At 60.2% G+C, this 14,316-nt stretch carries 11 protein-coding genes and 1 pseudogene; 8 read left to right on the top strand and 4 right to left on the bottom strand.

Features of this window, described 5'->3' with window-relative positions; all coding sequences use genetic code 11:
* The first annotated feature begins 144 nt into the window (after positions 1-144).
* Entirely contained in the window at positions 145-1,062 is a 918-nt protein-coding gene (locus ASC90_RS25255; RefSeq protein ID WP_056546712.1) for a neutral zinc metallopeptidase, read from the top strand.
* A gap of 39 nt (positions 1,063-1,101) precedes the next feature.
* Here the strand turns inward: ASC90_RS25255 and ASC90_RS25250 are convergent, their stop codons facing one another.
* Complete coding sequence (locus ASC90_RS25250) at positions 1,102-2,097, bottom strand: aldo/keto reductase (protein WP_056546709.1); 996 nt, start codon at positions 2,095-2,097, stop codon at positions 1,102-1,104.
* A gap of 109 nt (positions 2,098-2,206) precedes the next feature.
* Here ASC90_RS25250 and ASC90_RS25245 point away from each other — a divergent pair.
* The 3 genes and pseudogenes from ASC90_RS25245 to ASC90_RS25235 all read left to right on the top strand — a co-directional run bounded on the left by ASC90_RS25245 (position 2,207) and on the right by ASC90_RS25235 (position 6,062).
* Positions 2,207-3,113: pseudogene (locus ASC90_RS25245) on the top strand (LysR family transcriptional regulator).
* Between the two features lie 156 nt (positions 3,114-3,269).
* Positions 3,270-4,517 carry a TCR/Tet family MFS transporter gene (locus ASC90_RS25240; RefSeq protein ID WP_056546706.1) on the top strand — a complete coding sequence of 416 codons (1,248 nt, stop codon included), beginning with the start codon at positions 3,270-3,272 and terminating at the stop codon, positions 4,515-4,517.
* A gap of 141 nt (positions 4,518-4,658) precedes the next feature.
* On the top strand, positions 4,659-6,062 hold the full coding sequence (locus ASC90_RS25235; RefSeq protein ID WP_056546704.1) for an MATE family efflux transporter: 1,404 nt from the start codon (positions 4,659-4,661) through the stop codon (positions 6,060-6,062).
* A 27-nt stretch (positions 6,063-6,089) separates the two neighbouring features.
* Here the strand turns inward: ASC90_RS25235 and ASC90_RS30170 are convergent, their stop codons facing one another.
* Positions 6,090-6,383 carry a hypothetical protein gene (locus ASC90_RS30170; RefSeq protein WP_056546700.1) on the bottom strand — a complete coding sequence of 98 codons (294 nt, stop codon included), beginning with the start codon at positions 6,381-6,383 and terminating at the stop codon, positions 6,090-6,092.
* Between the two features lie 146 nt (positions 6,384-6,529).
* Positions 6,530-7,735: a glutamine-hydrolyzing carbamoyl-phosphate synthase small subunit gene (gene carA / locus ASC90_RS25225; protein ID WP_056547239.1), complete on the bottom strand. Its 1,206-nt coding sequence runs from the start codon at positions 7,733-7,735 to the stop codon at positions 6,530-6,532.
* Between the two features lie 272 nt (positions 7,736-8,007).
* On the opposite strand from carA, the gene ASC90_RS25220 reads away from it, so the two are divergent.
* Positions 8,008-8,460, top strand: a complete 453-nt coding sequence (locus tag ASC90_RS25220) for a GatB/YqeY domain-containing protein (RefSeq protein ID WP_056547236.1) — start codon at positions 8,008-8,010, stop codon at positions 8,458-8,460.
* Here the strand turns inward: ASC90_RS25220 and ASC90_RS25215 are convergent, their stop codons facing one another.
* Positions 8,461-9,339, bottom strand: coding sequence for a hypothetical protein (locus ASC90_RS25215; RefSeq protein WP_056546698.1), 879 nt, complete (start codon positions 9,337-9,339; stop codon positions 8,461-8,463). It abuts the gene before it with no gap.
* A 667-nt stretch (positions 9,340-10,006) separates the two neighbouring features.
* Here ASC90_RS25215 and dnaG point away from each other — a divergent pair.
* The 3 genes from dnaG to ASC90_RS30165 are packed head-to-tail and all read left to right on the top strand — an operon-like array spanning position 10,007 to position 14,109.
* Positions 10,007-11,992, top strand: a complete 1,986-nt coding sequence (gene dnaG / locus ASC90_RS25210; RefSeq protein ID WP_056546695.1) for a DNA primase — start codon at positions 10,007-10,009, stop codon at positions 11,990-11,992.
* Positions 11,992-13,848: a DNA helicase RecQ gene (gene recQ, locus ASC90_RS25205; protein WP_056546692.1), complete on the top strand. Its 1,857-nt coding sequence runs from the start codon at positions 11,992-11,994 to the stop codon at positions 13,846-13,848. Before dnaG ends, recQ begins: the two co-directional genes overlap by 1 nt.
* A gap of 9 nt (positions 13,849-13,857) precedes the next feature.
* Positions 13,858-14,109, top strand: coding sequence for a hypothetical protein (locus ASC90_RS30165; RefSeq protein WP_244480450.1), 252 nt, complete (start codon positions 13,858-13,860; stop codon positions 14,107-14,109).
* Positions 14,110-14,316: the final 207 nt, after the last annotated feature.

The following is a 14,316-nucleotide window of genomic DNA, read 5'->3' as shown; positions in this document are numbered from 1 at the left end:
TCAAGCGATTTACCGCTCTTCCCTCTGGGATCGGCCTGCGTGAGACGAGGGGCATGCAAGGCCAGCGGATTGGTCTGGAATATTCCGGTCGCCGGGATATATAAATATGCGAAGGGTGCCAAAGGGCCTGTCGGGGAGATTGTCATGGAGTGGAAAGGCCGGCGTCAGTCGGACAACATCGAGGATCGCCGCGGTGATCCATCCATGGGACGATTGGGCCGAGGCGGGGGCTTCAGCTTTCCATCGGGCGGCGGCATGGGCCGACGCGGCGGCGGCCTCAGCATCGGAACGATCATCTTTCTGGTGGTCATATATTTCATCTTGAAGGCGATGGGCATCGACCTGATGCAGGTCGTGGATGGTGGCAGCTCAACCGGCGGGTCGGGTTACGAGCAGGGTCAGTCCAGCGGACAGACCCCTGCCAATGACGAGATGACAGCATTCGTGCGAACGGTCCTTGCCGAAACGGAAGACACATGGAACGGTATTTTCCAATCCATGGGGCGTGAGTACGAAGAGCCGCGCCTGGTGCTTTTTTCGGGCCAGACCCAGTCGGCTTGTGGCTTTGCTTCCGCGGCAACCGGGCCGTTCTATTGCCCGAGCGACCACAAGGTCTACCTCGATACCGCTTTCTTCCAACAACTCAGCCGCCAGTTCGGGGCTTCCGGGGATTTCGCTGAGGCCTATGTGGTTTCGCACGAGGTCGGCCATCATGTGCAGAACCTCCTTGGAATTCTGCCCAAGTTCAACGAGGCGCGCCAACGCATGAGTGAAGCCGACGCCAACAAGATGTCAGTGCGTGTCGAACTTCAGGCCGATTGTTTTGCCGGCATCTGGGGCAAGTTCACGCAGCAGAAGGGCATTCTCGAAGCCGGCGACCTCGAGGAGGCTCTGAACGCCGCACAGCAGATCGGCGACGACACGCTGCAAAAACGCAGCCAAGGCTATGTGGTCCCGGAGAGCTTCAACCACGGGACATCGGCTCAACGCGCCAAATGGTTCAAGCGCGGCTTCGACAGTGGCAGGCTGTCCGATTGCGACACGTTCTCCGGTCCGGTCTGATCGAAGCAATCGGCCTCCTTGCGGAGGCCGATGGGCGTCTCACTTTTCACTGTCCATGTGCCTTAGCATTGCCGTGGGATAGCGATCGCCTGCGGCCGCGCCTTTCGGTATTGCTCGTTCGATTGCAGCCATGTCGCCGGACGATAGGTTGACGGCGCGCGATCCGAGCGCCTCGGTCAGCCGGTTGCGGCTGCGTGCGCCGATCAGGGGAACAATGTCGGCTCCCTGTGCAGCGACCCAGGCAATCGCAATCTGAGCGACGGAAACCCGCTTTTCCGCGGCAATCTTGCGAAGTTCTTCCACCAGAGCGAGGTTCTGATCGACATTTCCGTCCTGGAAGCGCGGGCTTGCGCCGCGGAAATCGCCGGCGCTGGTTCCGTGGCCTTTCTGCCAATGGCCGCTAATGAGGCCGCGTGACAGAACGCCATATGCGGTGATGGAGATGCCAAGTTCGCGGCAGGCCGGCAGGATGGCATCCTCGATGCCACGCGAGATCAACGAATACTCTATCTGCAGATCGCAGATCGGGTGGGTTGCCGCCGCTTTTCGGATCGTCTCCGCCCCCACCTCGGACAAGCCGACATGCCTGACGTATCCGGCGCTGATCATATCGCCGATGGCACCGACAGTCTCTTCGATCGGCACACCGGGATCGAGCCGTGCAGGGCGATAGATGTCGATGTAATCGAGGTCGAGCCGCTTCAGCGTGTAGGCAAGAAAGTTCTTGATCGCTGCGGGTCGGGAATCGTAACCGACCCAGCTGCCGGCGGGGTCGCGCAGCGCGCCGAACTTGACGCTGATCACAACGTCATCCCTGCGGCGGCCCTTCAACGCCTCTCCGATCAGCATTTCATTGTGGCCCATGCCATAGAAGTCGCCGGTGTCGAGTAGGTTGATACCGTCGTCGAGGGCTGCGTGAATGGTTGCGATGCTTTCGGCGCGATCCGACGGGCCGTACATGCCTGACATTCCCATGCAACCGAGGCCGAGGGCCGAAACTTCCGGGCCGGTCTTTCCCAAACGATAAGTGTGCATTTCGTTCTCCTTGATCGACGCTGAACGGCGCCAGGACACGGGTTTTATCGTAAATCGCTTTGTGCGATAATCCGAACTTATGTGTACAAGCTGTACGGAAAAATGTACAATGGACGATCTCCCACTGACTGAACTGGATGCCTTCACGGCGATTGCAAGGGAGCGCAGTTTTCGCGCGGCAGCGCGTAAGCGCGGCGTCTCCGCTTCCTCGCTCAGTGACTCGCTGCGGCGTCTGGAGGAACGTCTTGGCGTTCGCCTCCTCAACCGCACCACCCGCAGCGTGACGCCGACAGAGGCTGGCGCGCGGTTGCTGGAGCGCCTGGCTCCGGCGCTGGGTGAAGTGTCGTCCGCACTCGAACAACTGGACAGCTTCCGCGACAGCCCCGGCGGCACCCTGCGGCTCAATGTTCCGACGATTGCCGCGCGACTGTTCCTGCCCGATCTCGCCGCTCGCTTTCTGGCGCTCCATTCCCCAGATCACCCTGGAAATCGTCGGCGAGGATACGTTCATCGACGTTCTTGCTGGGGGGTACGACGCAGGCATTCGGTATGATGAGCGTCTCGAACGCGATATGATCGCGGTGCCGATCGGCCCACGCCGGCAGCGCTATATAACGGCGGCGGCGCCGGAATACCTCGATCGTCACGGCATGCCGAAGCACCCGAAGGACCTGCTCGACCACAATTGCATCCGCCATCGTTTCCTCAGTGGCTCTGTGCTGCCTTGGGAATTCGAACGAGACGGGGAGGTTCTTTCCATTACCCCCACCGGCCCCATCGTTGCCAACGTGATCGAGATGGAACGCGGCGCGGCCGTTGCCGGGCTAGGCGTTATCCGTACATTCGAAGAGTTGCTGTTGCCCGCGATCAAAGCTGGAATGTTGCTGCCGATCCTGGATGAATGGGCGACCGAGTTTTCCGGTCCGTTTCTCTACTACGCAAGCCGCAGGCATATGCCGCCAGCGCTTCGCGCGTTCGTGGATTTCGTAAAGGCGGAGCAACGAAAGTCAGCTTAGGTGCCCCTTTTGTTCCGTTTAGCAATCAACATAACTGGTAAGCCCATCAAAAGAATTGAAATGTTCACGTATTGTTTCATTTTTCCGCTTGGGATATGTAACATCTTCGGCGACGAGATCGTCTTTCCACAAAGCTAACGCCTGTAGAGATATCTCATGCTCGACCCGAAATTCGTTCGCCGCGGTCTTTTCCTGGTCTTCATGATCCTCTTCCTGGACGTGATCGGCATCGCCATCATCATGCCTGTGCTGCCAGCCTATCTGGAGCAGTTGACGGGTGGCTCGGTCAGCGATGCTGCGCTCGATGGCGGATGGCTGCTGGTCGTCTATGCCGTGATGCAATTTCTGTTCGCGCCGCTGCTCGGCAACCTCAGCGACCGTTTCGGGCGGCGCCCGATCCTGCTTCTGTCGGTGCTGACGTTCGCGATCGACAATTTCATCTGCGCGGTTGCAACCAGCTTCTGGATGCTGTTCGTCGGACGGATGCTTGCGGGCATCAGCGGCGGCAGCTTTGCAACGTGTTCGGCTTATATCGCCGACATCAGCAATGACGAAAATCGAGCAAAGAATTTCGGCCTGATCGGCATCGCCTTCGGGGTTGGGTTCACGATCGGCCCTGTCATCGGCGGTTTTCTGGGCGAATTTGGACCGCGAGTACCATTCTACGGCGCGGCCGCGCTCTCATTCATCAATTTCATCGCAGCCTGTTTCATGCTGCCGGAAACGCTCGATGCAAAACACCGTCGGAGGTTCGAGTGGAAACGAGCAAACCCGCTCGGTGCACTGAAGCAGATGCGAAACTATCCGGGTATCGGCTGGATCTGTGCCGTGATGTTCCTGTTCTGGCTGGCCCATGCGGTCTATCCGGCGGTCTGGTCGTTTGTGTCGACCTACCGCTACGGCTGGAGCGAGGGACAGATCGGACTGTCGCTTGGAATATACGGTATCGGCGCCGCACTCGTCATGGGTGTCGTGCTGCCAAGGATCGTACCGGTGCTCGGGGAATGGAAGACGGCCGTCCTCGGCTTGTGTTTCTCGGTTGCAGGCCTGACTGGCTATGCCTTTGCATGGGAAGGCTGGGTGGTCTATGCGGTAATCGTGTTCACGGTGATGGAGAACGTCGCGGACCCGCCGCTGCGAAGCATCGCTGCCGGCAAGGTGCCGCCATCCGCGCAGGGTGAGCTGCAGGGGGCCATGACCAGCCTCAGTAGCCTCACGACGATCATCGGTCCGCTGATCTTCACGCAGATGTTCGGCTACTTCACGAAAGCCGATGCGCCGATCACGTTTGCCGGGGCGCCATACCTGACCGCTGCGTTCTTCATCCTGATCGCGACCGTCGTGCTTTTGGTCAAAGTCAGTCGGGACAAAACTGCGGCGGCCACCGAACAGCCGGCGGAGTGAACCATAAGATTTCGTGATGCGATGATGAATTTTTGATCATCTGCACGTTTTCAGATGGTTCTTTGCCGGGCTTTGATCTAAGCCCTGCATGATACTCGCCGCCCTAGCGGCCTTTACCGATTCAACCACAGGATTAGTGTCATGGACACGCCGATCGACGCGCGCAAGCTTGCGCCGAAAACCGATAACCGTTGGGCTGCGCATTTCCGCGCCACGCTGGCGCTCGGAATTCCTCTGATCGGCGCGCAGCTTGCCCAGTTGGGCATCAACACGACCGACGTAATGATCGTTGGACGTCTCGGTGCCGAGCATTTGGCCGCCATGGTTCTGTCGGCGCAGTTCCTGTTTACGATCCTCGTGTTCGGTTCGGGATTTGCGATCGCCGTTATCCCGATGGTGGCGCAGGCATATGGCCGCGGCGACATCGTCAGCGTTCGCCGGTCGCTGCGCATGGGGCTGTGGGTCGTGCTGGCCTATTGGGTGATCATGCTGCCGGCTTTCTTCAATTCGGAGCGGATTCTCCTGGCCGCAGGACAGAAGCCGGAGGTCGCCTCGCTGGCGCATGGCTATATCCTGATCGGCCAGTTCGCCGTGCTTCCAGGTCTGCTGTTCAACGTGATGCGGGCCCTGGTGAGTGCGATCGGCAGAGCGGCCGTGGTTCTGAACGTGACGATTGCGATGCTGGTGCTCAACGCCTTCTTCGCCTATGCGCTGGTGCTCGGTCACTTCGGCTTTCCGGCCATGGGGCTCGAGGGCGCTGCAATCGTTTCGGTGGTCGTGCAGACCGCTGGCTTCTTCTTCATCCTCGGCTACGTCCAGACCAGGGAGGAGACGCGGCGCTATGAGATCTTCGTGCGTTTCTGGCGTCCCGACTGGAAAGCCTTCTGGGAGGTCATCCGTCTTGGATTGCCGATCAGCGTAACGATACTCGCCGAGGTGAGCTTGTTCACGGCCGCATCGCTTTTGATGGGATACATTGGGACGATCGAGCTCGCAGCCCACGGCATCGCGCTTCAGTGGGCATCGATCGCCTTCATGATCCCACTTGGTCTGTCGCAGGCGGCGACGGTTCGGGTCGGCGTCGCGCACGGGCAACGCGATCATCTGGCGGTGGTCCGGGCATCCATCGCGGTGCTTGTGATCGCCTGTGCGATCTCCGCGGCAGGCGGCATACTCTTTGCCTTGCTGCCGGAATTCCTCGGCAGCTGGTTCCTCGACACGAGTTCGGCCGAAGCGCCGCAGGTGCTCGCTTACGCCGGGCCGTTGATCGTGGTCGCCGGTCTGTTCCAACTGGTGGATGGCCTGCAAGCGATCGCCAACGGACTGCTGCGCGGCCTAAAGGATGCTCGCGTGCCGATGATCATGGCTCTGGTGGCGTACTGGCCGATCGGCTTCTTCCTTGCCTGGGTTTTTGCCTTCCCGATGGGATTCGGTGGCGTGGGTATCTGGTTCGGCTTTCTGGTCGGGTTGGCCGCCGCCGCGGTGATGCTGTGCGGACGCTTCTATGTGCTTCTCAAGCGCGAAAACGAAATGGCCGACGCCTAGTCGGCCATCTCCTTCCTTGCATTGCCGCTAGTAATTATACATCGACATAGGGTCGTTCACGCAGGCGTAGTCCAGGAGGCAGCGCTGGCCGGTGCGATCGCGCAAACTCGCCGTACTCAGCTTGTCCCCAGGCCCGCACTGGGCAGGCGGATAGCGGAAGTTTCGGCCTCCGAAGCCCAGGCGCACGTACACCTTTTTGGATTGCCGAATGATCTGTGCAAGCTGACTGCAGCTGTAGTCTTTTGCGTCAACCTTCACAGGCCCGGCGGCAAGAGTTGCCGTTGGGAGCAGACACACAACCGCCAAAACCAAGTATCTCATGGTCGCCTCCCTGATTGGCGTTCAATAGATCAGCACTCCCAGCGCGATTCAAACGAATATTGATGAACGCCGCGATTGAAGCCCACGGCCCAAAAGCAAAAAGCCCGCTCGGAAGCGGGCTCTCGAACTGGCCGAATGGAGGCGTCTCAGCGCTCGGCGAGGGCTTCCTCACCCTTCTTCGCGCGCACCAGGTTGATGAAGCGGCGGAAGAGGTAGTGGCTGTCCTGCGGGCCGGGAGAGGCTTCCGGGTGGTGTTGGACGGAGAAGATGGACTTGCCGGCGACGCGCAGGCCGCAGTTGGTGCCGTCGAACAGCGAAACGTGAGTCTCCTCAACACCTTCCGGCAGCGACTTCGTGTCGACTGCGAAGCCGTGGTTCATCGACACGATCTCCACCTTGCCGGTCGTATGGTCCTTGACCGGGTGGTTGGCGCCGTGGTGGCCTTGGTGCATTTTTTCGGTCTTGGCACCAAGCGCGAGGCCCAGCATCTGGTGGCCGAGGCAGATGCCGAAGACCGGGATGTCGGTCTTGATCAGTTTCTGGATGACGGGAACGGCATATTCGCCGGTGGCGGCGGGGTCGCCCGGGCCGTTCGACAGGAAAATACCGTCCGGCTGCATGGCCAGCACGTCTTCTGCGCTTGCGGTTGCCGGCATCACCGTGACTTTGCAGTCGAGACCGGCAAACAGGCGCAGGATGTTGCGCTTGACGCCGTAGTCGAGGCAGACGACGTGATATTTGGCGTCCCCGGATTTCAGCTCGCCATAGCCTTCGTTCCAGATCCACGGGGTCTGAGACCACTGCGACGATTGGCCGGAGGAGGCGATCTTGGCAAGATCGAGACCTTCGAGGCCGCTCCAGCCTTTGGCTTCGGCCTTCAGCGTTTCGATGTCGAAGACGCCGCTCGGATCGTGGGCGATGACGGCGTTCGGCGAACCGTTCTCGCGGATCCAGGCCGTCAGCGCGCGCGTATCGATACCGCAGAGGCCGATAATGCCGCGAGCCTTCAGCCAACTATCGAGATGCTTGGCAGCCCGGTAGTTCGATGGCTCGGTGATGTCGGCCTTGAAGATGACGCCGACCGCGCCGTGGCGTGCTGCCGGCGTCAGGTCCTCGATGTCTTCTTCGTTGGTGCCGATATTGCCGATGTGGGGAAATGTGAAGGTGACGATCTGGCCAAGGTAGGAGGGGTCGGTCATGATCTCCTCGTAGCCGGTCAGCGCCGTGTTGAACACCACCTCAGCCTGGACCTTGCCGATCGCGCCGATCCCCTTGCCTTCGATCACGGTACCGTCTGCCAGGACGAGCAGGGCGGTCGGCTTTTCGGTTGTCCAGGGTGCTGTCGAGGTCATCTTCATCCCGTTTCCGGCAGCCACACGTCCTTGGGCAACGTTGGCCGGCCATTTGGTTCGCAAGCGTGTGGACGCGGCAGGGCGCGCGCTGTCAGGCCTGATCACGAATTTTGGTGCAGGTGGCGGTAAATACGCACGCTATTTCCCGAGGTCAATCTTTGAACCGCAGGGAGAGCCGCTTTTCTTGCGCTTTTTATGGCGTTACTCGCAATTTATTTGATCCGAAGCAGTCGCCTGGTTTATGAAGCGCCATTCAAACAGGAGTGATTATGATGTTGCGCGATCAGCTCGCCGCCGCCCTCAAAGATGCGATGAAGTCCAGGAATGCCGAGCGGCTTTCCACGGTCCGGCTGATTCAGGCGGCGATCAAGGATCGCGACATCGCCAATCGCGGCGCGGCCAAGGACGAGGCGAGCGACGACGAGATTCTGCAGATCCTTGCCAAGATGGTGAAACAGCGCGACGAATCGGCGAAGATCTACGAAGAGAACGCTCGTCCGGAACTGGCAGCCAAGGAGCGCGCCGAGATAACCGTCCTCCAGGATTTCCTGCCGAAGCAGCTTTCGGACGCAGACGTCCGAGCCAATATCGCTTCGATCATCAAGGAGACAGGTGCTGCAGGTCCGAAGGATATGGGCAAGGTCATGGCTGTTCTCAAGGAACGCTATGCCGGCCAGATGGACTTCTCCAAGGCTTCCGGCGCGGTGAAAGAACAGCTGAACTGATCAACCGCGGCCCGCGGTCCTGACGGCTGCGGGCCCGAGAATCGCCTCGGCGGCTGCGTCGATGACGGTGAATTTCGCCGCCTGATAGCGCCAGTATTCCATGACGAAGCTGCGGGAAAGCCAGGCGTCGCCCTTGAACGAAGGTTCTGCCCAGCCGATGCTGCCGAGCTCCGATGCCTGCGTCAGCAGTCGCTTCAGGTGCGTGTTGGAGATCATGAACTGCTCGCGGATTTCCTTGAGCGAGAGCCGGCCGATATCGACGCGCTGCGCAGATCCGTCGAAGGCGGCGATGCGGCTCATCAGGTAATCCATGACTAGACCGCCGGAATTAGCCCAGTTGAAGAGGTTGTAGGTAACCCCCGGGTTGCGTACCGCGTCCGTCTCGATGATCGACCTGGCGATGAGGGGTTGAATACGGGCAAACGCCAGAGGATCCGCCAGCGCCTGATCCAGGCGGCTGCCGCCGTCGAGGTTGTCGAGGATCAGCAGATGCGTGGCCAACCATTTGAAAAAATGCTCATGGGCGGTTTGGGTCGGTTCCAGCAAGCGGGTGCGCTTGTCGGAGGGACTGTCAACGGCGCGAAGGAAGCGATACGCGAGCATCTCCTGCATGAAGGCGGCGGCCGTATTGCGACTCGCAATCTGGTGGTTGACGGCAAACGCTATGAAACGGCCGGAATAGAGCCCGAGCTTCGGCTCGCCAGGATAGCCGAAATGGAGTGCGAACCCGGCGTGGGCCATCAACCAGCGCTGCTGCGCGGCGAAGATCGACGCAATCCGCGGGCTTTCGCGATAGATTGCCAGCATTTCGCGCGCGCAATGAAGCACAGCAGCGAAGAACGCTTTGTTGTCTAAGAAATCTTCAACTCTGTGGAGCATTCGACCATCCCGGTTGGCCGCTTTAATTGGGCAAACGTGAGGCAGTGTCAACGTTTTATTAGACGTTCGACTTGCCGAACAAAGAGGAAGTTAAAACCTTTGGCTGAATTTAAGAAGGCAGGAGCTGGGGGAGCTCCTGCCTTCTTGCTCTTTGCTTCCGGTTGACAACGCAGGACCTGAAATCCATGTCGACCGGATATTTGCAAAGGCACCCTTGCGAGGCGGCGCCGGGGGTAGGGATGGTGCCTCGCTCGGGGATCGCTTTGTTGAGAATGAAGTTATTGCGATGCGGCAAGTGATTCAAATTACAAAAAAATAATGATTGGCCTGCGCACCTGCCTTAAACCCGCCACGGGTCACTGTGCCCACTCGCCGTCGGCGCTTTCTTGACGCCGCTACACCGTCGCGAACGTGTTGTTTTGCAATCACTTTCGTCGAGAAACACGACAATCGTCAAAATGGCGGAGGCCCCATCGGGCGCAAGAAATTGGAGGTTGCGGTTGTCGTTGTCGCACCCCCTGTCGCAGGGGTGGTAACGCATTGTTGAATAGAGGGTTGAAGGAAACCGCAATCGTCTCGCGGAGCCTGTGAATAGCGCGCCTTTCCGGTAAAGGTCGTGGCGCGGGCTGGCGAAGTTGCTTATATGGAGGCTAGCCAAGAGGTTTAGATGCGCTTTTCAAACTCCTTTCTCGACGAGATACGCGACCGCGTGCCGATTTCGGACGTGATTGGGCGGCGCGTGAGCTGGGACAAGCGCAAGACCAACGTGCCGCGTGGCGACTATTGGGCCTGCTGCCCGTTCCACGGCGAGAAATCGCCGAGCTTCCACTGCGAGGACCGCAAGGGCCGGTATCACTGCTTCGGCTGCGGCGTGACGGGGGATCATTTCCGCTTCCTGACCGACCTGGAAGGATTGAATTTCCCGGAGGCGGTGCAACAGATCGCAGACATGGCGGGCGTTGCCATGCCGATCGCCGACCCTGTTATGGAAAAGCGCGAAAAGGAGCGGACGTCGCTTCTCGACGTGATGGAGCTTGCGACCCAATTCTTCCAGGACCAGTTGCAGACGGCGAATGGTGCAAGGGCACGCGCCTATCTGCGGGACCGCGGACTGACGGGGCGCACCATCGAAACCTTCCGGCTCGGCTTTGCGCCGGACAGCCGCAATGCGCTCAAGGAATTCTTGGCAGGCAAGGGGATTCCCAAGGAACAGATCGAAGCCTGCGGGCTCGTCGTGCATGGACCCGAAATTCCGGTCTCGTACGACCGCTTCCGCGACCGCATCATGTTTCCGATCCCGTCGTCGCGCGAGAAGGTGATTGCCTTCGGTGGTCGTGCCATGTCGCCGGATGCGCCGGCCAAGTATCTCAATTCCAATGAGACCGAGCTCTTCCACAAGGGCAACGTGCTCTACAATTTTGCCCGCGCACGCCGCGCGACGCAGGGGGCGAACGGCGAGAGCACGATCATCGCCGTCGAAGGCTATATGGATGTCATTGCCCTGCATCAGGCCGGCATCGAGAACGCGGTTGCACCACTCGGCACGGCGCTCACCGAAAATCAGCTCGAATTGCTCTGGAAGATGACGCCGCAGCCCGTGCTCTGCTTCGATGGCGATGGCGCCGGCATGCGTGCCGCCAATCGTGGCGCCGATCTGGCACTGCCCCATATCAAGCCCGGCCGCACCGTGCGTTTTGCGCTGCTGCCTGATGGCAAGGACCCGGACGATCTCGTCCGCAACGAGGGGCGTGCGCCGTTCGACAAGGTCATGACCCAGGCCAAGCCACTCGCCGAGATGATCTGGAGCCGCGAGATCAACACCGGAAGGTTCGATACGCCGGAGGCCAAGGCCGAGCTCGAGTCGCGGCTGAAACAGTTGGTGGCTGTTATCGCGGATGAAAATGTGCGGCGGCACTATCAACAGGACATGCGTGACCGGCTGAATGGCTTCTTCCAGCCGCAATTTCAGAACCGCGGCAATGACAGGCGCAATTTCGAGCGTGGCGGGGGGCAAAACAAGGGCCGCGGTAACGAAGGTCCTCGCGGCGCGCGGGTCTCGGGTGGCGGCATTTCGGAGCGGCTTGCGCGGTCAGGGCTGGTGCGTGGCCATCAGGAGACGCCGGCTTTGCGCGAAAGCGTGCTTGCGCTCACGGTCGTCAATCATCCGGCTCTGATGCAGGACGAGTACGACGAGATTGCGTCGATCGACTACGACAGCCGGGAGCTCCAGCGGCTCTGGTCGGGCATGTTGGGCGCGGCGGCCGCCGTCGCGGGTCCGCATCTCACGAGGGAATACCTGATCGAGCGCCTGGAGGAGCAAGGGTTTGCCGGGCTTATCCAAGGGTTGGAGCAACAGATTCGCAATGCCCGTCTGTGGATCGCCACCGAAGAGGCGGCGATGGAGGATGCCCGCGAGGGATATCGCCAGGCACTGGCCTTTCACAAACGTGCCAAGGCGCTGCGCTGGCAGAAGATCGAGCTTGAGCGCGAGATTGCCGAGGCGACCGAGGCAGGCAACGGAGAGGTCATTGACCAGCTGATGCGGGCGCTGCAGGAGGTCCATTTCGAGGGCCTTCGCCTTGAAAACCAGGAAGCCATCATCGATGGCTTCGGCGTCCTTTCGGGTCGCGTCAAAGGGGCGGCGAGCCACTGATGGACGCAGGCGGTACGGCATTTTCGACAGGAGATGCGCTGTTCGGCGCGGAGCGTTCGCCGCTTGGAATCCTGAACCGTGTCTATGGCTATCCGGCCTTTCGCGGCAAGCAGCAGCAGGTGGTCGAGCATGTGGTGGCCGGCGGCGATGCGTTGGTGTTGTTTCCGACCGGCGCCGGCAAATCTGTGTGCTTCCAGATCCCGGCGCTCTGCCGCGATGGCGTCGGTATCGTCGTTTCGCCGCTGATTGCGCTGATGCGCGATCAGGTGGAGGCGATGACGCAGCTCGGCATCCGGGCGGCCGCACTGAACTCGTCTCTGACGCGTGAAGAGTATGTCGAGGTCCGGCGGGCGATTTCATCAGGCAATCTCGACCTGCTCTACGTGACGCCAGAGCGTATCCTGATGGAGGGCTTCCGCGACATCATTGGCAATTCGAAGATTGCGCTGTTCGCAATTGACGAAGCCCACTGCGTATCTCAATGGGGCCACGACTTCCGGCCGGAATATCGCGAACTTGGCAAGCTTGCAGAACACTATCCCGGCGTTCCACGCATCGCGCTGACGGCGACGGCCGATCCGCATACGCGCGACGACATCGCAGCTAGACTGGGGCTGAACAATGCCGAGATATTTACCACCAGCTTCGACCGGCCGAATATCTCCTACGAAATCGTCGAGCGCGACCAGCCGCGCCAACAGTTGCTGCGGTTCCTTGCCGGCCACAAGGGCAACAGCGGCATCGTCTATTGCCTGTCTCGCGCCAAGGTCGAGGACACGGCCGAATGGCTGAACGGGCAGGGCATCCGCGCACTGCCTTATCATGCCGGCATGGACCGCGCGCGTCGGGATGCGAACCAGGATGCTTTCCTGAAAGAGGAGGAACTTTGCCTCGTCGCCACCGTCGCCTTCGGCATGGGGATCGACAAGCCGAACGTGCGATATGTCGCGCATCTCGACCTGCCGGGCTCGGTCGAAGCCTACTATCAGGAGACGGGGCGTGCCGGGCGTGACGGGCTGCCGTCCGAAGTCTGGATGGTTTACGGGATGGCCGATGTCATCCAGCGGCGGCGAATGATCGACGAGGGCAGTGCAGCCGAGGAGATCAAGCGCGTGGAGCGCTCGAAGCTCAATGCGCTGCTTGCCATCTGCGAAACGGCATCATGCCGTCGCCAGGCAATCCTTGCGCATTTCGGCGAGGCGCACGCAGGTGGTTGCGGTGGCTGTGATACCTGCTTGAAGCCTGTCGAGACCTGGGATGGGACGGATGCGGCAATCAAGGCTCTGGCTGCGATCTACCGAACCGGAGAGCGTTTCGGAACCGGCCATGTGGTCGATGTGCTCCTCGGCAACGTCAACGAGAAGACCGAGCGGTTCGGTCATACGACCATTCCGGTGTTTGGCGCCGGAAGCGATATTCCATCGCGGACATGGCAGTCGGTCTTCCGTCAGTTGCTTGCCATGGGTCTTGTCCGTGTCGATCACGGAGCCTTCGGCGCATTGAAGCTGGAGCCCGAGGCGCGCGTCGTGTTTAAGCGTGAGCGTGAGGTATTTTTCCGCAAGGATCGCCCGGCTGCCGAGCGCCGGACCAAGAAGGCGGCGCAAACCGAGCGGCGTTCGGTTTTGTCGGGTGCGGATGGAGTCCTGTTCGAGGCATTGCGGGCCGAACGCACTGCGATTGCGCGGTCGCTTGGCGTGCCGCCCTATGTCGTATTTCCCGATACGACGCTTATTGCATTCGCGACTGAGCGCCCACGTACGCATAAGGAACTGCTTGGAGTTTCGGGCGTCGGGCAATCAAAACTCGAACGCTATGGCGATGCGTTTCTCGATGTAATTTTAGGTCACGATGACTAGACACGCCCCTTGAGCTGTGTAGTCGGTCGCGGCTCGGACGAGATTTCCCAGAGCACGCTCATTCATCTTGTCACCTTCGAAGAAATCAAACGCCCGTCGGCGTTGCCGTCGAGGCCAGCGTTGAAGAGCTTCTGGGGGTCTATGGGGGTTGTGACACCCGGTGGCTTCGAAGGCGTCTTCGCAGAGCTCGAACGTCGCGGCGCCGATACTCCGGAAAGCATTCTTGCCATCCAGAAGCGCTTCGGCCTTATCGAACGTTGATCGGCGCCCCATTTAGATGGAATGTGCCCCTCGTTGACGTGGACGATGATCAAGAGTGGTGGATCTGGCCGCATGGTGACTACGCGAAGGGTCCGCGCCACCCGATTGTTGTCGTCTTTGCGGTGCGCATGTCCAATTCGCTGGCATCCGGAATGAAGTAGAAAATGGACAGGCCGATGTTTCTGTTGATCGTTGCGCGATACTGAG

It is taken from the genome of Rhizobium sp. Root1220, from assembly GCF_001426265.1.
GTDB lineage: Bacteria > Pseudomonadota > Alphaproteobacteria > Rhizobiales > Rhizobiaceae > Rhizobium.
Note: the sequence above shows the minus strand (reverse complement) of the source record. Positions and strands in the feature narration are given on the sequence as shown.

Coding starts and splice junctions, on each gene's coding strand:
- ASC90_RS25215 (WP_056546698.1), bottom strand. CDS start 9,339: ATGCTCCACAGAGTTGAAGATTTCTTAGACAACAAAGCGTTCTTCGCT.
- ASC90_RS25250 (WP_056546709.1), bottom strand. CDS start 2,097: ATGCACACTTATCGTTTGGGAAAGACCGGCCCGGAAGTTTCGGCCCTC.
- dnaG (WP_056546695.1), top strand. CDS start 10,007: ATGCGCTTTTCAAACTCCTTTCTCGACGAGATACGCGACCGCGTGCCG.
- recQ (WP_056546692.1), top strand. CDS start 11,992: ATGGACGCAGGCGGTACGGCATTTTCGACAGGAGATGCGCTGTTCGGC.
- ASC90_RS25255 (WP_056546712.1), top strand. CDS start 145: ATGGAGTGGAAAGGCCGGCGTCAGTCGGACAACATCGAGGATCGCCGC.
- ASC90_RS25240 (WP_056546706.1), top strand. CDS start 3,270: ATGCTCGACCCGAAATTCGTTCGCCGCGGTCTTTTCCTGGTCTTCATG.
- carA (WP_056547239.1), bottom strand. CDS start 7,735: ATGACCTCGACAGCACCCTGGACAACCGAAAAGCCGACCGCCCTGCTC.
- ASC90_RS25220 (WP_056547236.1), top strand. CDS start 8,008: ATGTTGCGCGATCAGCTCGCCGCCGCCCTCAAAGATGCGATGAAGTCC.
- ASC90_RS25235 (WP_056546704.1), top strand. CDS start 4,659: ATGGACACGCCGATCGACGCGCGCAAGCTTGCGCCGAAAACCGATAAC.
- ASC90_RS30170 (WP_056546700.1), bottom strand. CDS start 6,383: ATGAGATACTTGGTTTTGGCGGTTGTGTGTCTGCTCCCAACGGCAACT.